We start from the raw sequence: 22,203 nt of genomic DNA, 5'->3' as shown, positions 1-22,203 counted from the left end.
AAGAGCAGAAAAAACTCCCTATCCGTAGAAGGGAGTTCATTTTCATGTATAAGATTATAGTTATAGTATTTAAAAATGTAACTTAGTACGTATTACGAACACCAACATTACTGAACATAGCATCAGTCCATTGACCTTTTACTGCATAGTTGACAGAAGTAACAGTTGGAGTGTTTGTACGCATACCGTTATAGATATTTTGTACATCAGCTGTATTTAATTCAATATTTAATGAAGGAATTACTGTTATCGCTGTTTTTTCTTCAGTAGTTGTTTTAGCATTTGGTGTTGTTGTTGCTAATTTAGCTTCTGTTGCTTTGAGGATACCGTTGTTGCTGTATACCCAATCCGCAGAGTAACCTAAAGTTTGAAAATCAGCGATAGGAAGAATAAAGTCTACACTATCTTTAAATAATGAAATATCTTGGCTTGTACCTGTTAATGTAGGAGAAACAGTGAATACACCAAGTGCTAGATCAGGTTTGATCGTTGCGATATCTTCATTAACATTTTGTACATAAGTTGCTAATTGTTCTGCTTTCCAAGTATTCCAAGTATTTAATTTGTTACTGTTGCTTTTAGTAAAATCAATCGTATCTGGATCAAATCCATTATCAGATTGAAAAGCATTACGAGTAGAATTATTCATATCAACACGATCCGTATCAAAATCCAAACCGCTTAATACTACACCATCTACATTGTAATTAGTCACAACTTCTTTAATAATCGAACGTTCATAGGTTTGCACATCTGGCTCAAAAGGATTTACATAGTACGTACTTCCGTTATTACCAGTGTAAGCTGAAAATCTACCTTTATCATTGATCGTACGCATTTGCCAAGATGAGTTTTTATCAATAGCTGCTTTATCCTGGAACTGTGGTACAACAGCATTGACTTTGATGCCGTATTGGTGAGCTTCTTCAATCACATCAGCCAGTGCATCAAATTCAGTAAAACCAGTAGCTTCTTTAACTAATTCGCTGTTATAGAAAGCATAACCAGATGATCCATTAACATCACTATCTTGTTTGACAGTCATATTGATTACAGATACATGGTTACGTACTGCTTGTTTGATAAAAGTATCAACTGTTGCTGCATTTGTGAAGTTAGCTTCAGTTTGTACAGTAATTTCAGTTGTAAAAGGAGTCACAGGAGCGACAGCTTCTTCAGCACTAGCTGTAGTTGCTTGCCAAGGGATAATTGTAAGAGCTAATAAAGCAGCAGATAAAGAATAAGTAAGTTTTTTCATAATAATTTAGATCCTCTCTGAAATACATGTGTATTTTTGCTGAAAGTAAGTTATTGTCAGTTATAAATAATGAATAGCTTCTCAATTCAATTATTTTCCTATACGCTCTTATCTTTCGTAACTATACCATTATAATATGAATAACCGATGAACGACACCATGAGAAGTCTATGTCAATTGTCGCATTTAGACGAAAAACAGACATAAAGGTGAAAAACATTCTTTGTTTTCCATGAGAATAATGAATTTTAGCCAAAATTGAAACAATTTGATTAGGTATACTATATAATACGTAACCTACAGGTAAAAAGTTTCACATTTTAATGATATTTTCAAAATAATTTTAAAAATAGTTACATTAGATCACAATAAGTTAGTTTATACATATAAAAGAGAACATAAAGTACGCGCAAAAAAACCTTTATAAGTTGATCGAAGTCTATAAGCACTTCAATCCTTATAAAGGTTTTTGATAGTGAGACGATAGAACAACGCTTATTCTTGAATCTCGATCAGTTCCAAATGCACATTAACCGTATCTTCTTCTGTTGCAAGCTTAGGTACAGAAGTCGAATAGTTATGAATACTTCCTTTGAAATGAAGATCGTGAGAAGGCACTTTAACCTCAAACGTCTGTCCGTATAAATGTGAAGTCACATCATGATACTCTTGATTACCCGTAATTACAAAATCAAAAGCGATCAGATGGTGGGTCTTATCTTGAATAGAATGACTCACTTGTTCATAACGAAACTGCGAAGCGTTCAATTGCAAAGTGTCTAAATAGACAGGAATCGTTTCTGTAGAACGAATAGTCATGGTGTACCAATTCCTTTCTAATTTTTAAAAATTAAAGTCTAATAGGATATTCTCTATCATAACAAATAATAAAGTTTAGAGCCAGATAAGGTTGTATATTATTGTGTGCTCGATTCATATCTGTATAAATTCGATATGAGCTAAATTTCTATTACATTATTAATATTGATACCAGCTAACAAAATGAGTAAATATCTTATTTTTTATAAAAATTATTCGTTATTAGATTAAGAAGAAAAGTTTCATTTTTTTAAGTATGAGACTTAGCGCTGTTTTGCTCAGCAACTTTTGAAATAATTTCTTCTATAGAAAGAATACCTAGATCTGCACCACCATGTTGACGAACAGAAGCGCTATGAGCATTCTTCTCATTTTCACCCACAACTAAGATGTAAGGTACTTTTTCCATTTGAGCTTCACGCATTTTGTATCCTAACTTTTCGTTACGGATATCGATCTGCACACGAATCCCGACTTGCATTAATTGTTGCTTCACCTGTAATGCATAATCAATGTAATGTTCAGATACAGGTAACAACTTGATCTGTATAGGAGCTAACCAGACAGGGAAAGCACCGGAATAGTGCTCTGTTAGAATACCTAGAAAACGATCGATCGAACCGTAGATCGCGCGGTGAATCACGACCGGACGATGCTTGAGATTGTCTTCACCAATATAAGTAAGATCGAATTTTTCAGGCATTTGAAAATCAAGCTGGATTGTACCGCATTGCCAGCTACGCTTGAGCGCATCTAGAATATGAAAGTCAATTTTAGGACCGTAAAAAGCACCATCACCTTCATTAAGTGTATACTCAATTCCGCGATGATCAAGAACATTACGTAATGCTTGTTCCGCCTGATCCCACAACTCATCTGCACCCATATAATCTGCTGGACGAGTCGATAATTCGATTTTGTATTCAAATCCAAATACTTTATACATATCATCGAGAAGTGTCATCGCTTGATTAATCTCATCTTCAATCTGATGAGGCATAGCATAGATATGAGCATCATCCTGACAGAAAGTGCGTACACGCATCATACCGTTAAGCGCACCGGAGAACTCGTGCCGATGCACCTGACCGAACTCCATCATGCGAATAGGCAGTTCACGATAAGAATGAAGATCATTTTTATAGATCAACATATGTCCGGGACAGTTCATCGGTTTGAGTGCAAAAGCTTCAGCATCAACAGGAGCAAAATACATATTATCTTTGTAATGATCCCAGTGACCGGATTGTTCCCAAAGTCGTTGATTCATCATGAGCGGTGTACGCACTTCTTGATAACCATTTTTCAATTGCATCTCACGTGAAAAGTTCTCCAGTTCTGTACGCAATGCCATTCCTTTAGGCAAGTAAAATGGCATCCCCGGTGCTTCTTCTGAAAACATAAACAAATCGAGTTCTTTGCCTAATTTGCGGTGATCACGTTTTTTGGCTTCTTCTAGCATATGAAGATGTTCATCTAATTGAGCTTTTTTCGGAAAAGCTGTGCCATAGATACGTTGTAGCATTTTTCGATTAGAATCACCACGCCAGTATGCACCAGCAACATGTAACAATTTGAAAACTTTGATTTTGCCAGTAGAAGGAAGATGAGGCCCACGACAAAGATCGAAAAATTCACCTTGTTCATAGATTGAAATTTCTGCGTCTAGCGGTAGATCGTGAATTAATTCTAATTTATAAGGATCATGGATGTCTGTAAAAATAGCTATCGCTTCTGCACGACTAACGACTTTACGGACAATAGGGAGGTTCTCGTTGATAATCTTATGCATTTCTTTCTCAATATCATGCAATTGTTCTACAGATAAAGGGTTAGCAATATCGATATCATAATAAAATCCATCTGCAATAACAGGGCCAATACCAAGCTTTACTTGTTGATCACCGTATAGACGCTTAATAGCTTGTGCCATCAGGTGAGCAGTACTATGACGATACATAGCCAAACCTTCTGGATCATCCAGAGTGATGATCTGAGCAGCACAGTCTTGATCAATTATAGTATTGAGATCAACCAGCTTGTTATTGATCTTGCCGGCGATGGCTTGCTTACCAAGACTTGTACTGATCGAAGATGCGAACTGAGCAATCGATACAGGTGAATCTACAGAACGGATGGAGCCGTCAGGTAAAGAAATGTGAATAGACATGATAGATTCCTCCAACGTATTAGAATGTAAGCGCAAAAAAGCACACTGTCCCAGAAAGGGACGAGTGCGCTTGGCTCGTGGTTCCACCCTAATTTGACCTCTCTGTAGAAATAGCTAAAGACGCTATAATCATGCAGAGAACAGTCCTCATTGGAATCCATTAACGGGGATTAGGCGGTACGATCTAATAAGATAATCACAATGTATTATCGGTTCAATCATACGGCTACAAAGGGGTAATTACACATTTGTCGACTGAAAAAGCTCTCAGCAATCGCTTTTCTCTCTGGGCAGCGCATAAAGTGAATCATGTCTTTGGTCAAAGCCTGATATAAGTTGGGATGTGTTATTGATTCCTGATTATAGGAGTGTAATCGTAAAAGGTCAAGATTAAATTATTAGTCTATATTTTTTTAGCAAAGTTACAATTATATTAAATATTAATTATAGTATAAAAATAAAGAATTTTAATGTCGTATAATGGAAGTAAATATAACATATATTAATTATTCATTTACTTAATTTAATATAAATCGCTCTAAATACAGGTATATTAATACTTTTTATGGTAAATAAGATTTTTATTGACAATAATTAAAATTTAATCTAACATGATAAATAGATAAATTCTTCCATGGAAATTTATCTAAAATAAAACTTAAGAGGAGTGTTTACTTATGGAAATGGAAAAAATCGTTAATTTGAAAGATCAAGAAATCGAATTGGATTTGGAAGTTTATGAGGTAGATTCTTCGACAGTTTTAGAGAATATGGGCGCATCTAATGGCACAAATTCATGTTCCGTGGTAGTTAGCACATAAAATAATTAAACGTAATAGATACATGAACAAATAAACGTAATGCTCAGTTAATTTAACTGGGCATTACGTTTATCTAAATAATGGATATATTTCAAATCTAATTAAAATCATATGAGGTGATTAGATTGGTACATATGACTGATTCTTATTTTATAAGAAGACCTGTTTTATCTTTTCTCAACTTAAAACATTTATATAGTTTAGATTCTAAGCATTTAGAAAAACATGTGTTGGAAATTATTAAAGATGATATTTACATGGAACGTATTCTTATAGCTAGTCCAGAATTATATAAAGAATTAAAAAAAATTAATAGTGCAGAGAAAAATATCAATAAAAATATTATAGAGAAATGTTTAAAATATTTAATTAGAATGTCTTCTAGAAGTATGCCCTTTGGTCTATTTTCTGGAGTAAGTCCATTAACTTTTGAACATTCTGATAGTAATCCAACATCATTTAAAAAAGTGAGAGTATCTATTGAATGGTTAAATATTGTAACTAGCTTGATAGAAAGTAATACTACTACAAGTTCAAATATAGAATTAGAAATAAACAGTTTAACAAGAGAAATTGAGCAAAATTTGATTATAGATCGGTTAGTTAACAAACAATTAAAAAGAACTGAAATAAAAATAAATAAATTCATTTCTGTACTAATCAAATTTATTGAAAAGCCCAAATCTATTAATGAAATTTTGATTCACTTAAGTGATGGTAGCGATCATCAAAAGAACAAAATATTAAATCTTCTTAAATTGCTATTAAATCATGATATTTTGGTGAGCAATATAAGACCAGAATCAATTGCGATAAAAAAAGATGTGTTAGAATCGCTAATCTCAAAATGTGATGAAAAGGAAGTTCTTTATTTTGAGCTGAAGGAAATTGCAGAACTTATTCAAAAATACGAAAATACAGAGATTGGAAAAGGTATTTCTCTTTATAATGATTTAGTTAAAAAAATGAGTTTGATTTGTAAACATAAAAGATATATTGTGGTTGATCTTTTTCTTGATAATAAATTAAGTGTTTTGAGCAAAGATATAGGTGAAAAAGTTCTTAGAGATACAGAGTTTTTAAGTTTTAATCTTTATTCATATCAGCAAAATTGGCAACAATATTTCGAAAAATTTATTGAAAAATATGGATACTATAATGAATTACCATTATTGGATTTATTAGACCCGGATTATGGTTTAGGCAAAATCGATTTTAATAAACATACTACCAAAAATACAATGTTATTAGAACGCTATATGCTTTCTAAAATACAACAAGCCAATATAGAAAATAAAGATATTATTGAATTGACAGAAATAGATAAAAAAAATTTTCGGAATATGAATAGAGATCCAATAAATTTTAAACTGAAAGCAGATTATGATATTAAATTTGGGATAGTAGAAGAACAAGGAGAACAAAAATTTATATTAGATGAGCAAAATTTCAGTTTGAGAAAAGGTTCATTTACAGGTAGATTCAAATCTGATTATGAATACACATGTATAGATCAATCAAATCAAACCTATATTCAGGCAGAGCTGAATGCAGTTCCTGATAATTACGCAGACATTGGAATTACGTATAATGCTCCATCATTTCAAATCAATATCACTTCAACTAGCCAAATAGATCCAAAAGATCGAAATATAAATGTGAAGGATTTATATGTTGGAGCGACTCCCTCAGGGTTATATATTAAAAGTCTCAAATTAAATAAAGAAATTATACCTGTGACCACTCATTTGCTACAGTATATTAATTTTAATGAAAATCCTGTACTTCTATTTTTAGCAGAATTCAGTAATTACAAATATAGTATGCCTCGAAACCTAACATTTCCTAGTCTCTATACACTAAATTATATTCCAAGAATAGAATACAAAAACATTATTATTTCTCCTAAACGGTGGAATATTTTGTGGGAAGATATGAATTCATATATACAAAATAACAATTGCACAGAGATGGAATTTTTAGAATGGTTTATAAGTTTGTATAGCGTAGATGATGTAGTTCATATTTTAGATGGTGATAAAAGGCTACCTATTTATGTAAAAACAGAATTAGGTATTTCTTTTTTGCTAGTTAAATTAAAAAAGTTATCTTCAACAAAAATCCTTACACTGATCGAATCTCCCGAATTAAAATCTAACATGCAGCCATTTATAGGCGATTATATTATTCAGGTTTTAACCGATGAAAAAGAAAATATGATTAAACCTTATAGCATGGGTACACCATACTCATCTCAATGGGCTACCCAATGGAAGAGTTACTATATTTATTACAAGGAAAATAAAAGATTATCAACCATCAGAATATGTATAGATTATTTAGAAAATGATGGAATTAAGCAGTATTTTTATCTGGATTATATAGATGAACAAAAACATTTGAGAATTCGTTATAAATCATCAGAGAAAGATAATGAGGTTTCATTTGATAATTTTTTACTAAGTTTGATTCAAGACAACAAAATTAAATCATTTAGTAAACATTTATTTTTACCAGAATATAATCGTTACGGAGGAAAAGAACTTTATTCGACAGCTTACTATTTGTTTGAATTAGAATCAAAATGGTTTTTTAAAGCCATTAAAAACGATATGTTTAAAAATAAAACAGATCAAGAAATCGGAATAATGATGTGTATTATCACAATTTTAACAATGCATAATCATTTTGAAGAAGGATTACATTTCCTCAAGACACTTCACACTCAACAACAATTATCACTAAAGGTATTTAAAAAAAATAGAGATTATTATGTAAATTTAGGTATTGAAGCTATCGCTATATTTAATGATTGTGAAGATTTAAAAGAATTGGGGAAAGAAAGAGCTAATTATGTTCAATTGATTAAAGAACATCATAGTTCAGATCGAGTACATTATACTTTACAGAGTTTATTGCATATGACGTTAAATCGAATCATCGGAGTACAACTAGATCTAGAAAAAGAAGTTTATGACTTATCAGAACCGATCTTTTTTAATTTAAAAAATCTAATAATGGATAAAAGGAGAGTTGAAGATGCAATGGTATGAGATTAAATGTTACACCAATGCTAGCATAATGCCTCCTTTTATCAACTACATTCGCCACTTGATATTTAACGAACAAAATATATCTATAAAAAAAAGTTGGCAAAATGGATATCATATTCATGTATTTGGATTTATGAATGATGACAAGGCAAGACAGATCGAAGAAGATTTTAATACATTACTATCAGATTATCCTCCTTTAAAATACGATGAGAAAGAATTTAAAGAAAAATATAGTAAAATTTCGATAATTACAGCACAACCTGAAGCTTTAGATTCTATTTTACAAAATCAAGTAATTTTAAAACTTAAAAATGCTGAAGATGATTTTGAAAATGAAAAACAGTTAGAGCTTTATTTGAATATTCATAAAGTATTTGATAGACAGTACGGCAAATATTATTTTGGTGATATGCAAATTGAAAATATTATTGAAGATATATATTCGTTTATAGATGAGCTTCCTCATACTATTTTAAATAAAGAGAAAAATCTGATATCTAACGGATATATATCTCATAATTCGCATTTTATTGGATTTTTGAATTCTTTAAAGCAAGAACAACGTTCTACTATTACTAATCAATTTGAGCAAAGAAGAGCTGAATATATTCATCAATTTCTCGAAAAAAGGGTTGAACATAAATCATTGTTTCATCAGGATTTAGAAGCTATTTTTTTAAAAATAACAAAATTGGTTGAAGCAAAAGCCATTAATTTTTTATCCCCCAAAAAAGTAGAAGATATTACATCTAAATTACCTCGGTATAGTAAAAAGCATGCAGAAGTTTTTGGATCAGCTGAATTATTAAATCAAACTTTGTATGATCCAGTCTTATGCACGAATAAATGGATATTAAATGTTCTTTATGAAAAATTAGTTATTCTTCAAATTCGACCTATTGATAAATTTTATATGAATTATTTTCTTAGCAGGCTCATTTTTAATCAATCTTCTTTGGAGGTGTGAATATGAAAATCATTCTAGAACCTAGTTTGTATATTATGGAAAATGAAATCGATTTTTTTATTACAACTCAAAGCATCAATTTAAAATTAGTACTGAATAAACAGCAAAGATTAAATGTCTACACATTTATCGAAAAAATAAAAAGGAATCAAGGAAAAAATATAGATACTTTAGACTTAAATATATTTGAAAATAAAATGTTAGATTTATTTTTAAATAAAGGAATTGCTTGGAATAAAGAAATTGAAACTGATTTAAAAGCAAAAGAAAGCCTACCATTTAATAAAATTTATGGATCTTTAACCTTGCTTCATATTTTAAAAAATCATTTTAAGCATAATAGTCAAATAAAAGAATCAAATCACGAATATTATATTCATTTTGAAGAACTGAAACATAGGCAAGCCTCTATTTATTTGTATCAAGGAAATGAGCAACTATACATCTCTCCCATATCTATCGAAGAAGCAATACAAGTTAACTGGAAACCGATTTATGAAGAATATGCTGCTTATTCATTTTTAGAATTTATTCAAAACAATAATTTGCAAAAATTAGAAGAGTTTATTATTAAAATGGATTTGTCTATTTATACTCAAACTATTGAATACTTAACTTATACGAGTATTAATGAGAAAAATTTTATTTCTAGTATAAAAGCAGATCCAATCTTATCTAATTATCAGCTGGAAATAGATCACGAAAATTATTTCCCATTAATTTATCTTCAGTACTATTCAATTAAAAATGAGCAAGAAAAATTTCATGCTATAGGTTTTGATCAGCAAGATGCTTTACGTAACCTGGTATTTCTATTAATGGAAAAATCGAATGATAATAATATGCATATTCTAAATCCCTATTGTGAAAAGTACTTACTAGAGCAAGATTCTTTTCTCAATAAATATATCAGTACTGTACTTAATATAAAAGGAAAAGAAATAACAGAAAAGCAGATCGGAAACTATAGAAAGAATGCTGAAAACACTTGTTGCATGAACTCATTATTTATTTCTTATATGTTAAATCATAAGATAGGGGAGGGAAATAATGAGCTTGATTATTTATGGGCAGCACATTGAAGAATTAATAGAACAATGTATCAATAAAGTAAATCATTTATTGATGGTTGAAGAATTAAAATCAGCTCTCAATGTAGAAATGATACTATTGCAAGATCATATTTATATTAGCAACAGTCAAAATTATATAAATGAAAAAATGAATCAAAAATCAAAAAGAAATGCTATGTATAATTATTATCATCAATCTACAGAAGATATCTATAAGCATATTTATTATTATTTTGTTCATCAAGAAAGATATTCTTTTATTTCTATTGATTCTTGTTGTATTCAGATGGAGATCAAATATCCTATTCGAGAAAATGAACTGAAAAATCATTCATCCTATAAGCGATTAGATTCGCAAGTTAGAATGGATGAACTTAAATATTATTTAATGGAATATAAAGCAGGATATATTATTAAAACGGATGGTAATAATATTTCTATCATGAATAGAGAATATTCTTTAATTGAAGGATTCGGATATGAATTCGATAAAAATATGGCTTTAAAAAAAGCATTGTTTGAATATCTTGAAAGGTGTATGGCGTCTTATGAATTGAAAGGTAAAATAGTAGACACTTACAATAATCTCAAAAGTCAGGCGATCAATCCAGAAGTCTTTGGTCTATATAATAAAAAAAACAGAAAGTTAGCTTCTTATGAACCTGATCTTATTCTTGAATGGATAGAAGCCAAGTCATTGATAAATAATCATTCCATTTATATACCAGAGCAGTGGGCTCAATATTTGAAAAAAGATATATTAAATCAATATGTATATGATAGTTCTAATGGATCAGCCATAGGTAATACGTATAAAGAAGCGAGCTTGTTTTCTATATTAGAAGCAATTGAAAGAGACTTATTTATGCAGAACTGGTTCTATACTCATAATTTTAAACGAATAGAGTTTGATTCTGCTAAAGAAATGTTTTTGCAAGGAGCAGAGTTATATTTCCAACAGTTAGGTTATGATTTAGAGTTTTATTATATGGAAAATGCTATGAGCATACCAGCGGTCTGGTGTCTTATTCGCAGTAATGATGTGCAAAATAATTTGTATTCAATTACAGGGCTTGGTTGCCATCTTCATATTGCACATGCTATAAAAGCAGCGTTTTTTGAAGCCTACAAAGCATTTGAAGATTTAATAAATCAAGATCAAGTGAAACTATTAGCAGAAATTCAGAGAGTAGAAAAGATTAAAGAAATTGATAAAGTGATGGATCATTTATATTACTTTCTTTCTTACGAAAGTAAAATGGTTATTGAGAAAAAGCTTAAAGGAATAGAGTCTATTTATTACTCTAAATTACTATCTAATTCCTATGAACACATCGATATCGAAGAAGAGCTGAAAAATTTGTTGAATAAAGCATCTACTTGTTATGAAGATATTTTGATTGTTGATCAAACTAATGACTTTCTGGAAAAATTCTCTTTGCATTGTACAAAAGCTATATTAATTGGAAGCATACCGTTAGATTTTACTACTCATTTTATTCGACCGTATCACAACGTATCAGATGAAAAAATAAAACAAAAAAATATACATCCACTTGCATAATATGGAGGGCTAACATGCAATTCACTATAAGGGATTACATTCGAGAAATTTCATCATATTACGGAGAAAAAGATGTATATCAAAATTTCGGCTCTAATTGTGATGAATACACTCTTATAAAAGAATTTGAAATGCCAGTTATACAGCAAATGCCTATTTCTATCATTCAAACTTTACTTGCATCTAACAGCTATATTCGTGCTACTGAGGAAACATCATTCAAAATTCATAAAGGATATCCTTCTCCACGAAGTTTGTATCCTCTTCAATTATTTTTTTCATTAGGCGAAGGAATATTTCTAAAAAATAATGAAGTTGATACTACTCAAAATTATTTTAAAAATGAAAATGTAATTATTGAGCCTGGAAGTCTCATATTAGAAGTAGAAAATAAATATCCAGAATATTACTCTCATATTCGTAAAACGTTATCTACTTTAGAGATGGGGCATTTATTATATAACATATTGTATATAGCCAATCTATTAGGTATTAATTATTCGTTAAATATAGCAGAGAATCGTATACTACTTATTCATCCTCAAAGCATTGCTACAACTGATAACATTAATTACAGCAGATTAGAAAAATTTAATCAATCATGTCAACTTAGGAGCAGTGGGCCTTATCGATTTCGTATTTTAAATACATCTATAAACTATAATGGTTCTCCTCAAAAGTTAACTCGAAATTTAAATAATATATGTACAAATATGTATCAATTTTTCCAACTTGAATCTGAAAATTCTATACAAGCACTTGTTTATCATAATGATGGATCAGGAAAATTTGTATGTGAAAATCAATCATATTCTGATTTGAGTTACCAAAAAGTAAACAAAATTTATCCGCATATTAATTTTTATGGTGTATCTTTTTTTGTTTTTTTTCTGTTGGATCATACTGTATTAACTGATGAAAATATAACGGGGCATTTATTAATGTTGGGTTATTTAGCTCAATTTGTTTGTCTTCAATTTTTAGGTGAAGATAAGTTTTGTAGACCTATTAAAAGTTTTGATATGAATACTGTTGAAAGTATATTAGGTATAGATGGTGCTCAGTACACTTCATATTATTTACTTGTTGCAGGAAAAGTTGACTAATTTCTAAAATTAACTTTATAAGTTCAGTCTTGCAGAACAGTATCTATAGGAGGTCAATATGGTTACACAAACAAGTTGGACAAAAATTTTTAAATTCTCATTACCTATGACCTTTATTGGTATCTTAGATTTAGGACTTATTTTGATTGATTTTTTTTGGATTTATGTTCTTATTGGTAATACAAATGCAATGGCTTCTGTCAGGGTATCTTCATCAATTGTTGTTATACTAGAATCTGTAATAGTAGCTGTGATTTCTGCTTTGATGGTATATATTAGTCAACATTCCGGTGCAGGAAATTTGAAGCAGGCGAGAAAAGGAATCAATACTGCATTTTCTTTCTCAATTTATGGTGGCATTTTAATGAGCATTATAGGTTTTTTGTGCATACCATTATTAATAAAATTGTTTGGAATTAATGATGCGTCAAGGATTTACATACAAGACTATTTAGGGATGTATTTAGTAGGCTATGTTATCGTAGCACTTAATAACCTTTTACTATTTCTACCTCGTTATTTTCAAAAGATTACTATTATTTATAAAGCATTAGGCATAACTTTTGCGGTTAATTTTATTGCTTCTCCTTTATTGATGATTCTATTTTCTATATTGCATTATCCTGTGATTTCAGGGGCTGCACTTGGAACTATTTTAGCTAATCTAGCATGTTCTTTATATTTAATTTGGAAGCTATTTTTGAAAGATTTTCTTGGAATTGGATTATCCAAAAAAGACTTAACTATTAAATTCAAGTATAAACTACTTATCGAAAATAAAAACTATATTGGATCTCAAGTATTAACAGGTATAACCTTTAATTTATCTAGTTTTTTATATATTTTGATCTTATCATATTATCCATCTAATATTTTTAATGTATATGCGCTTGGTTCATACGCTTTTACTTTTTTTGGAATAATTGCGAATAACTTTTCTGCTAGCCTTATACCTATGGTATCTCAAAATGCTGGTGCTAAAAAATTCGATGAGACTAAAGAACTTGTTCGTAGAATGCTTATGATACTGGCTATATACGGGTTTACTATAGCTATCTTTATTATGATTGCACGTAATTTTATTGGACATATACTTTCAAAAGAAGAAAATCTACAAGTATTATTTTCTAGTTATTTTTTGTTTTACTCTATACCTTGGGCATTTAACATCTTGGCAACTGTTTTTATTTTTGTGACTGCTGGTTCGGGAGACTCTAAAGGGAGTATGATTCTAACAATAGTTAATATGTATGTTCTCGTTATTACAGGCTTACTAACAATTCCTTACTTTTTCTATACTATGTCTACCGGTGTATTTTTTGCACTAGGAATGATTCAAATTCTTACCTTTTTATTTTCAATGTTTTATTATTTAACAGGAAGGTGGACCAAAGCTTCTCTTATCAAATCTAAAGAACAAGAAGAAGCTCTTGTAAGTACGTGATACACCTATTTTTAAACGTTTATATTTAAATATTATGATAGTTACTCTTATTATGTTTATAATAAGCATAATAGATTCATAGTAAATATTAATAATATTTGAATTTATCAACAAAGGAGTACTAGACGATGAAGCTGAACTGTGCCATTCTTGATGATTACCAGCATGTTGCCGAGCAGATGGCAGATTGGTCAGTAATCGAATCGCAAGTGAATATTGATAGTTATCACGAATATTTTGAAGATCGAAATGAATTGATTGAAGCGATTCAGGATTATGAAATTCTAGTCATTATGCGTGAACGGACGAAGTTTCCAGAAGACGTACTTCGTAAATTGCCTAATCTTAAACTGCTGATTACTACAGGCATGCGCAACGCTTCGATTGACCTCAAAGCAGCAGGGAAATTAGGAATTACAGTCTGCGGAACACGAGGAAAAGGAGCTGCACCGACTGAATTAACATGGGCGCTTATTTTAGGATTGTCCCGTCATTTGATCCAAGAAAATGAATCGTTTCGCAACAATGGAGCATGGCAAAGTACGATTGGAATCGGATTACAAGGGAAAACATTAGGGCTATTGGGATTAGGTAAAATCGGGCAACAAATGGCTACGATCGGGCAAGCGATGGGAATGAACATTCTGGCATGGAGTGAAAATCTAACAGCTGAACGAGCAGAGGCGGCTCATGTGCAATTAGCAGCTTCTAAAGAAGAACTATTAGCTGAAAGCGACTTTTTATCGATCCATCTGGTACTTAGCGATCGCACACGCCGAATAATAGGAAAAGCCGAATTAGCTTTGATGAAGCCTTCCGCATACTTGATCAATACTTCACGTGCAGGCATTGTCGATCAGACTGCAATGATCGAAGCATTACAAGATGGGACGATTGCAGGAGCTGGATTAGATGTATTTGATACAGAGCCTTTACCGTCAGATCATATATTACGCAAATTACCCAATGTATTAGCAACACCGCATATTGGATATGTATCCGATGATAATTACAAATGCTTTTATAAAGATGCTGTGGACAATATTGTAGGATATCTTAATAACGATATACAGCGAGAACTAATCTATGTGCGAACCTAAACGATATTCAACATTACAATGGATATCATTTTAAATAATAGTTAAGAAAAGTACTATTTAATATCTATTTTGCCAATTGATGTTGGAAATGAACTTGTAAATATCGAAATATTATATATGAAAAGTCTGGAATTGTAGATATCACTTTGCTCGTGAAAAAGTGGTATTTATAGTTTAAGGCTTTTTTAGTATGAACAAATTGATCAGATGAATAAATCATAATTTTTGATACAAAATATATATTTACAACACTATTAAAATTATTTCAACATATGAAAAATTCACAATAATAAAATCAAAATAAAATCACCCGTGATACACAGCATAAATAACTCACTGTTACGCTCCTGCACGTATCAAAAGCTAACTAATCTTAACGATAAAAGCAAACAAAAAACTGCCACATTATTGATTAATCATAAGTGGCAGTTTTTTATTAAAAACGTATAGATATAAATGATACCTTAAATCTCACAATGTTTACAGGATGATCGTTACACCATATTACAAATCGCAAAAAGGTAATTACTTAGAATCTCCATTCAAATAATTGAAGAATGGCCCATCTACCCAGAATTGATAACTATCCACTTTGAGCGAAGGATCAAGCGCTTTGAAGCCAGCAGCCACATCAGCAGATTTTTCTTTCAAAGAGAATGATTGTACATAATAATTGCCCTGAGTGATTTTGTTATTGCTAATCACGTCATAGTCTTTGATTGCTGTCTGAGAATAGTAGAGCGGTTGCCACCAAGAGTTATAGATCAGACCTTTTTGATCTTCACTATCTTTTTTCGCATAAGCTAGAATGACTTTTTGGAATTTATTTTTGTCAGCACTATTAGCAAATTCAAAAGCCAAATCGTATTCTTTAGCATTAGCGATATAGTTGCCATTAGCAATCTGAGACACATGATAATCCTCAGTTGATTTAGGCTCGCCCCATTCTTTCAAATAAATAAATGCAGATGTTTTCGGTTCAAATTGTACTTTGGCAGAGATCCCTTCACTACGTAACAAACCAATCAATTGAACAGCATGTTTGATATCATCATGACCGTAATTTAGAGATAGTGAGTCTATAAAATTAGCTTCATAACGGCTATCTTTGACATTGTAACCAGTTACCAAGTTTTCTTCTAACGCTTTGTTCGCTAATTCTTGCAATTCTGGTGCTTGAATTAAACGTGACGTGTTATAAGCATCTTGCAATTTGGCATAGATATCATCATCACTGGTGTAACCGAGATAGTGTTTGTATTGCCCTTTAAATTGCAACACCTGTCCAAGCAATGTCTCTACAAATACAGGTGACGGAGAAGTAGATTGTGATGCAGTTACAGCTTTATACAGAGATTTCGGCAATAAACCACTGTCTACAGCTACAGCCAGTTCTTGACCTGTTTGGGTCGATACAGAAGTTGGTTTGATCGCCAGCTTGGCAAGCGCTATTTTTACTTTAGCCGGAGGATATGTATACGCCAGTTCCTTGAGACCTGCTGCTTTGACAGCGAAATAAACAGCGGTACGTGCGTCTAACTTTTGATTAGGATGAACAGTAGTACTGGAGAGGATACCATTCTCATACAAAGCAGTGGCTGCCTTATATAGCTTATGGCTAGATGGGACATCAGTAAATGTAGCATCCGAATTTTCTGGAGTTAATTGAAGTGCTGTAGCAAGATCTTGAATATACTGCCCACGACTAATCCCGTTCGCTACTGAAATATTAAATTTGGATTGTAAAAATTGTGAGTATTCCGAAGCGCTAATCTCATGCTGTGCGACAACCGCAGTAGCTGCATAACTGGTACTGTTGTATAACACAGGTGAAGCGATAACAGAGACAGCAAGTGTCCAGGCAATAACTGATTTACGAACAACTGACTTTTGTAAAAATGCTGTAGAAAATGGTAACATTCTTAATCCCCTCCAATTAATTACATAAATCCTATAGGTTTTATGAGAAATATTATTCTGAATCATAATATGGAGGATACGAACTGTCAATCAAAATAAATGTGATCTATTGAATAGAAGATATTAATGACCAATATTAGAATAATAATCATAGATTTATCTAACATAATAGTTAATTTGTACAATAAAATACTTACTCTAAAAGGGAACACACTGAATACAAAGATTATATGGAGTGCTTCTATAATTGGAAAAGGCTACAAAACTATGGGATCGTGCTGTAGATTATTATGCAGATTTTGATGAAAATCTTGATCGTTTACAGAAGCGTGCTAGAGACTGGAAAAACTATCAGTCTACGAATTAAATCAAATTATTAAATTAAAAAAACTCGCTATTTAACCCAAACATTCTTTCACAACAAGAATTCAGGCAGTAGCGAGTTTTTAGTTGTTTATAATATCGGAGAAAGCAGACGAGCGAACGATTCGAGCATTCGTTGATAAAGTGGACGATTCTCATAATCAGCCAGTGTAAGAACTTTGCTATCCAAGATATCTTGTAAAAAGAGTTCTTCTAGCTTGGTCGCTGTTTCGCTATCATAGACAATCGCATTCACTTCAAAGTTCAGCTTATAACTACGAATATCCATATTTGCGGTACCGACCGAAGCAATCGTACCATCAATCACCATCGTTTTGGCATGCAGAAATCCTTTTTCATACAGATAACAACTAACATTCAGTTCTAACAATTCACGTAAATACGAGTAAGAAGCCCAGTAGACCATTTGATGATCTGGTTTTTTGGGGATCATTAGATGCACTTGAACACCGGAAAGCATTGCCGCTTTGAGCGCAGTAATCATACTTTCATCCGGTATAAAATAGGGTGTCTGAATCATAATACTTTTTTTGGCTTCATAGATCATTTTGATATACGAATACTTAATCGTCTCCAAGCTACTATCCGGGCCACTAGATACAATCTGCATTCCGATTTTACCAGTAAATGGCTTGGTTACAGCAAATAGTGAATAATCTTCAGACATCGGAGTATTCAGTGCCAAATGCCAATCTCGCAAAAAGTGAGTCTGCATTTGCAAAATAGACGAGCCTTCTACACGTAAATGAGTATCACGCCAGTACCCGAATCGTTTGACTTTGCCTAGATATTCATCGCCCACATTGAAGCCACCGATATAACCACAATCTCCATCAATAATGACTAATTTGCGATGATTTCGATAATTTAATTTAAAATTAACTTTGGGAATACTAGGTGGGAAAAAGGCAGCAGCTTGACCACCAGCTTCACGTAATTCATGGATAAATTTTTTGTTAACTTTGGAACTGCCCCACGCATCATAAATTAATCGTACAGTAACACCTTCGCGCGCTTTGGCTGTAAGGGCATCAATTAACTTGCGACCCAATTCATCCCGCTGAATAATATAATACTGGATATGAATATACTGCTTGGCGTTAGCAATATCTTCAAATAAAGCATCAAACTTTTCATTACCATCTGCAAAAATACGAACAGCATTATCCTGTGTATACAGTGCATAATTACTAATCAAATTCATATGCACTAATTCATGATAACGACCGATTGAAGGATCATTAAACGAGAAACTTCTGGAATGAAATTCTTGACGCTGATCTTCTACAACGGATTCAATAATCGACCTGAATTCTTTGCGCAATCTAAATTTTTTGACCCGACTCAAATTCTGACCAAAAAATAAATAGACAATAAACCCAACCACCGGTAAAAAGACCAGTATCATTAGCCATGCCCATGTAGCTCCAATATTGCGTCTTTCCAAAAACACAATAAAAAGAGCGAAAAAGATATTAATCGCAATAAAAATCCAGGAAAGATGCGATAAAATAGACATTCACCGTTTCCCACCTTAACTATGTAATAGAGTTCAACATTCAGCATACCAAAAAATAAGATATTACACACTATAAAAAGAAAAACTGCCAATAAAAGCCGGGTATCCAGCTATACTGGCAGTACGTATTGTATAAAATGTAAATGGCACCAAACTAAATTTTGATATGATGATCGGCAGGTTCTACAGGTTTACTACGCATATACCAGATTAACATGATTAACGACAATACCGTCATCGTTAACAACACTACATAATTCATACGGTAAATTCCTGAAGACGACTCGAACGGGTTGCGAGCGATTAATAATCCGAAAACAGCTGTTGCTGTAGCACCACCGAAAAATTGAGTCAATTGGAAAACACCTACACCTGATGATAATTGCTTGCGTGGAAGCATACGAGATACTTCATTTTGCAGAGATGCGCCTACGGCTGAGAACGAAGAAGCTAGTAACATATAAGCAGCCATCAATACATAAGGTGAGAAGGTGAGAAATCCGATTAATCCAGCAAATGTAACCACCATAATGATATAACCGATAAAAGATAACCGATAGTTACCATACTGATCGATCCAGCGACCGATAATAGGCGTCATAATCGCTGATAATATAGCACCCGGGAAGATCATTAATCCGCTAAATGAAGCTGATTGACCGAATACCTGATTAAGCACTAATGGGATTAGAAAAACCATACCTAGATTGATCGCAAAGCAGCAAAATGACATAAAGAGCATTTTACGATAAGCGGTATTACGGAACAGTTCGGGTAAAATAAACGGATTGGAAGATCGGCGTAAATGAAAGACCAATACGATAAAAGCTACAATAGCGATCAATAAGTTCACCCATGATAAGCGACCAATACTTAATAGTAGAGACGGGATAACAATCACCAATAATCCTGCTCCAACAATATCGAACTTTTGATCTTTTTTGAAAGAGAATTCCTTTTCAGAAGGAAGCATTTTCCAATAAGCAGGTACAAGCAAAACAATTAATCCTGTGACCAAAAACAACGAATTCCATCCCAGACTATCTGTTAGAAATCCACCCAATACAGGGCCTATACCAAAAGCAAGTGAACCACCTGCTGCAATAAGAGAAATCGATTTGCCTCGTCGATCATTAGGCACATAACGTGTAGCAAGTACAAGCCCTAATCCTTGCATCGGCCCTGCACCAGCAGCTTGCAAAATACGAGCTAACATCGCCATCGGGAAATTATTTGCGGTAAATCCGATTACACATGAAGCAACTAATAGCAGTATGCCTACCATTAACAATTTACGTACAGGATACCAGTCAGATAAGCGACTGAAAATAACAACCGATAAAGCAAACACGATCGAATATCCTGAAATTAGCCATGAACCGAGCGAAGAGCTAATATGTAAATCAGCAAGAATACGCGGTAAAGAAACATTGAACATCGTTGTGTTCATAACAACTAGAAAAATACCAGCTGCCCACAACGGGATAACGACTTTATCTCTCATTCACAAACCCATCCTATCTGTAATCTACTTCTTTATACTTATATACTTACTAGACTATAGCTGAATATAATTGATATGGCAAAATGGATATAACCGTTGTTGTTACATTTAATCGCTTACAATTCTTCTAACTACCACAATTCTAATTATTTATTATTTTCAAATAAAATCATATTAAAAATAAAAAACTGAAATTGTATCTATTTTCTAGATAGTATTGAAACCATTCATTTTCTAATCTATAATGATAATCATTATCAATTAAGTCTATAAAGAATAACTTATCAAATGGGAGAGTGACTGTTGTGACAACTGCATTAGAGTTATATGATGTGACGATTATAGGCGGCGGACCCGCAGGATTATATAGTGCTTTTTATAGTGGAATGAGAGATATGAAGACCAAGATTATTGAGTACAATCCGCAATTAGGGGGGAAAATCTTAATTTATCCTGAGAAAATGATTTGGGATGTAGGCGGACTCCCACCTTTGAGTGGAGCACAACTGATCGAAAACTTGATTCAACAAGCAATAACATTTGAGCCAACTGTCGTTCTCAATCAGAAAATAGCAGATGTGGAGCGGCTAGAAGATGGCAATTGGTTGCTTACAGCTGCAACAGGGGAACAGCATTATAGTAAAACGATTATTTTGGCGATGGGACATGGTATTCCAACGATGCGCAAATTGGAAATTGAAGGTGCAGATCGTTATGAAGTAACCAATCTTCATTATACTGTCCAAGAATTAAATATTTTTGCAGGCAAGCATGTTGTTATCTCTGGCGGTGGAGATTCTGCGGTAGATTGGGCGAATGCGCTACAACCAATTGCAGCTAGTCTAACAGTAGTGCATCGTCGTCATGAATTTGGCGGACACGAGAAAAGTGTAGTAACGATGAAGCAGAACTGTAAAGAAGTACTAACACCTTATGGCTTAACAGCTGTTCAAAGTCATAATGGAACTCAGATTGATGAGATCACTATTACCCATGTAGAGACAGGCGAAGTACGTCATCTGCCTGTAGATGCAGTTATCGTCAATCATGGAATGATCGGTGATCTTAGCCCGCTACTTCACTGGGGAATAGAAGTTAATGAAAATGGACGTCCGATTATTGATGAGAAGCGTCAAACGACTCAACCCGGTATTTTTACTGCTGGAGACTTAATTGAATATACAAATAAATTATACTTAATTGCAGGTACATTCGTCGAAGGAGCAGCCGCTGTAAATAGTGCTAAAAAATACTTAGAACCAGAAGCCTACAGTCAAGCTTATGTATCTTCACACAACAAAAAATTTGAAGAAAAAAATAAAATGCTTGAATCAAAAGCTTCATTGAATGTAACAGTATAAGTGGCATCATATAACAGAGAGACAAAAAGACTAAGGCAGAAGCTTTAGTCTTTTTTTGTTGGTATTTTTGTTGGTATAAGTGATGTGATATTAGGATTTATACTGAATTATGATTCCTATTTTGATTATTTTATTTT

At 32.4% G+C, this 22,203-nt stretch carries 15 protein-coding genes; 9 read left to right on the top strand and 6 right to left on the bottom strand.

What is annotated here, in order from left to right:
• Positions 1-82 precede the first annotated feature (82 nt).
• From PQ460_RS13460 to thrS, 3 genes are all read right to left on the bottom strand, one after another.
• Positions 83-1,258 carry a family 10 glycosylhydrolase gene (locus tag PQ460_RS13460; protein WP_274170120.1) on the bottom strand — a complete coding sequence of 392 codons (1,176 nt, stop codon included), beginning with the start codon at positions 1,256-1,258 and terminating at the stop codon, positions 83-85.
• A 495-nt stretch (positions 1,259-1,753) separates the two neighbouring features.
• Positions 1,754-2,077 (bottom strand): DUF3219 family protein, encoded by a 324-nt coding sequence (locus PQ460_RS13455; protein ID WP_274170119.1) that lies wholly within the window; start codon positions 2,075-2,077, stop codon positions 1,754-1,756.
• Between the two features lie 250 nt (positions 2,078-2,327).
• Positions 2,328-4,247: a threonine--tRNA ligase gene (gene thrS / locus PQ460_RS13450; protein WP_274170118.1), complete on the bottom strand. Its 1,920-nt coding sequence runs from the start codon at positions 4,245-4,247 to the stop codon at positions 2,328-2,330.
• 677 nt (positions 4,248-4,924) lie between these two features.
• Here thrS and PQ460_RS13445 point away from each other — a divergent pair.
• The 8 genes from PQ460_RS13445 to PQ460_RS13410 all read left to right on the top strand — a co-directional run bounded on the left by PQ460_RS13445 (position 4,925) and on the right by PQ460_RS13410 (position 15,378).
• Positions 4,925-5,068 carry a thiopeptide-type bacteriocin gene (locus tag PQ460_RS13445; RefSeq protein ID WP_274170117.1) on the top strand — a complete coding sequence of 48 codons (144 nt, stop codon included), beginning with the start codon at positions 4,925-4,927 and terminating at the stop codon, positions 5,066-5,068.
• Between the two features lie 134 nt (positions 5,069-5,202).
• The gene (locus tag PQ460_RS13440; protein ID WP_274170116.1) at positions 5,203-8,121 is read left to right on the top strand and encodes a thiopeptide-type bacteriocin biosynthesis protein; all 2,919 of its coding nucleotides are present in this window, start codon (positions 5,203-5,205) and stop codon (positions 8,119-8,121) included.
• The gene (locus PQ460_RS13435) at positions 8,108-9,091 is read left to right on the top strand and encodes a hypothetical protein (protein WP_274170115.1); all 984 of its coding nucleotides are present in this window, start codon (positions 8,108-8,110) and stop codon (positions 9,089-9,091) included. Before PQ460_RS13440 ends, PQ460_RS13435 begins: the two co-directional genes overlap by 14 nt.
• A 2-nt stretch (positions 9,092-9,093) precedes the next feature.
• Positions 9,094-10,173, top strand: a complete 1,080-nt coding sequence (locus tag PQ460_RS13430; RefSeq protein WP_274170114.1) for a hypothetical protein — start codon at positions 9,094-9,096, stop codon at positions 10,171-10,173.
• Positions 10,142-11,728: a YcaO-like family protein gene (locus PQ460_RS13425; RefSeq protein ID WP_274170113.1), complete on the top strand. Its 1,587-nt coding sequence runs from the start codon at positions 10,142-10,144 to the stop codon at positions 11,726-11,728. The genes PQ460_RS13430 and PQ460_RS13425 overlap by 32 nt, the downstream gene beginning before the upstream one ends.
• Positions 11,729-11,742: 14 nt before the next feature.
• On the top strand, positions 11,743-12,834 hold the full coding sequence (locus tag PQ460_RS13420; protein ID WP_274170112.1) for a hypothetical protein: 1,092 nt from the start codon (positions 11,743-11,745) through the stop codon (positions 12,832-12,834).
• A 58-nt stretch (positions 12,835-12,892) separates the two neighbouring features.
• Positions 12,893-14,278, top strand: coding sequence for an MATE family efflux transporter (locus PQ460_RS13415; protein WP_274170111.1), 1,386 nt, complete (start codon positions 12,893-12,895; stop codon positions 14,276-14,278).
• A gap of 128 nt (positions 14,279-14,406) precedes the next feature.
• Entirely contained in the window at positions 14,407-15,378 is a 972-nt protein-coding gene (locus PQ460_RS13410; protein WP_274170110.1) for a D-2-hydroxyacid dehydrogenase family protein, read from the top strand.
• A 525-nt stretch (positions 15,379-15,903) separates the two neighbouring features.
• Here the strand turns inward: PQ460_RS13410 and PQ460_RS13405 are convergent.
• The 3 genes from PQ460_RS13405 to PQ460_RS13395 all read right to left on the bottom strand — a co-directional run bounded on the left by PQ460_RS13405 (position 15,904) and on the right by PQ460_RS13395 (position 20,705).
• Positions 15,904-17,298: a hypothetical protein gene (locus tag PQ460_RS13405; RefSeq protein ID WP_274170109.1), complete on the bottom strand. Its 1,395-nt coding sequence runs from the start codon at positions 17,296-17,298 to the stop codon at positions 15,904-15,906.
• A 454-nt stretch (positions 17,299-17,752) separates the two neighbouring features.
• A complete protein-coding gene (gene cls, locus PQ460_RS13400) occupies positions 17,753-19,201 on the bottom strand; it encodes a cardiolipin synthase (RefSeq protein WP_273616048.1) in 1,449 nt (482 codons plus the stop codon).
• Positions 19,202-19,355: 154 nt separating this feature from the next.
• The gene (locus PQ460_RS13395; RefSeq protein ID WP_273616049.1) at positions 19,356-20,705 is read right to left on the bottom strand and encodes an MFS transporter; all 1,350 of its coding nucleotides are present in this window, start codon (positions 20,703-20,705) and stop codon (positions 19,356-19,358) included.
• A gap of 305 nt (positions 20,706-21,010) precedes the next feature.
• Between PQ460_RS13395 and PQ460_RS13390 the strand changes: the two genes are divergently transcribed.
• Positions 21,011-22,066 carry an NAD(P)/FAD-dependent oxidoreductase gene (locus PQ460_RS13390; protein ID WP_274170108.1) on the top strand — a complete coding sequence of 352 codons (1,056 nt, stop codon included), beginning with the start codon at positions 21,011-21,013 and terminating at the stop codon, positions 22,064-22,066.
• Positions 22,067-22,203 lie beyond the last annotated feature (137 nt).

Origin of the sequence: Paenibacillus sp. KACC 21273 (genome assembly GCF_028736095.1) — a bacterium.
Classification (GTDB): Bacteria; Bacillota; Bacilli; order Paenibacillales; family Paenibacillaceae; genus Saccharibacillus; species Saccharibacillus kyungheensis.
Note: the sequence above shows the minus strand (reverse complement) of the source record. Positions and strands in the feature narration are given on the sequence as shown.

Bases quoted from the DNA above. Each gene is read 5' to 3' on its own strand.
- PQ460_RS13435 (WP_274170115.1), top strand. From the start codon at position 8,108: ATGCAATGGTATGAGATTAAATGTTACACCAATGCTAGCATAATGCCT.
- PQ460_RS13395 (WP_273616049.1), bottom strand. From the start codon at position 20,705: ATGAGAGATAAAGTCGTTATCCCGTTGTGGGCAGCTGGTATTTTTCTA.
- PQ460_RS13460 (WP_274170120.1), bottom strand. From the start codon at position 1,258: ATGAAAAAACTTACTTATTCTTTATCTGCTGCTTTATTAGCTCTTACA.
- PQ460_RS13420 (WP_274170112.1), top strand. From the start codon at position 11,743: ATGCAATTCACTATAAGGGATTACATTCGAGAAATTTCATCATATTAC.
- PQ460_RS13445 (WP_274170117.1), top strand. From the start codon at position 4,925: ATGGAAATGGAAAAAATCGTTAATTTGAAAGATCAAGAAATCGAATTG.
- thrS (WP_274170118.1), bottom strand. From the start codon at position 4,247: ATGTCTATTCACATTTCTTTACCTGACGGCTCCATCCGTTCTGTAGAT.
- PQ460_RS13455 (WP_274170119.1), bottom strand. From the start codon at position 2,077: ATGACTATTCGTTCTACAGAAACGATTCCTGTCTATTTAGACACTTTG.
- PQ460_RS13405 (WP_274170109.1), bottom strand. From the start codon at position 17,298: ATGTTACCATTTTCTACAGCATTTTTACAAAAGTCAGTTGTTCGTAAA.
- PQ460_RS13410 (WP_274170110.1), top strand. From the start codon at position 14,407: ATGAAGCTGAACTGTGCCATTCTTGATGATTACCAGCATGTTGCCGAG.
- PQ460_RS13430 (WP_274170114.1), top strand. From the start codon at position 9,094: ATGAAAATCATTCTAGAACCTAGTTTGTATATTATGGAAAATGAAATC.
- cls (WP_273616048.1), bottom strand. From the start codon at position 19,201: ATGTCTATTTTATCGCATCTTTCCTGGATTTTTATTGCGATTAATATC.
- PQ460_RS13415 (WP_274170111.1), top strand. From the start codon at position 12,893: ATGGTTACACAAACAAGTTGGACAAAAATTTTTAAATTCTCATTACCT.
- PQ460_RS13440 (WP_274170116.1), top strand. From the start codon at position 5,203: ATGACTGATTCTTATTTTATAAGAAGACCTGTTTTATCTTTTCTCAAC.
- PQ460_RS13425 (WP_274170113.1), top strand. From the start codon at position 10,142: ATGAGCTTGATTATTTATGGGCAGCACATTGAAGAATTAATAGAACAA.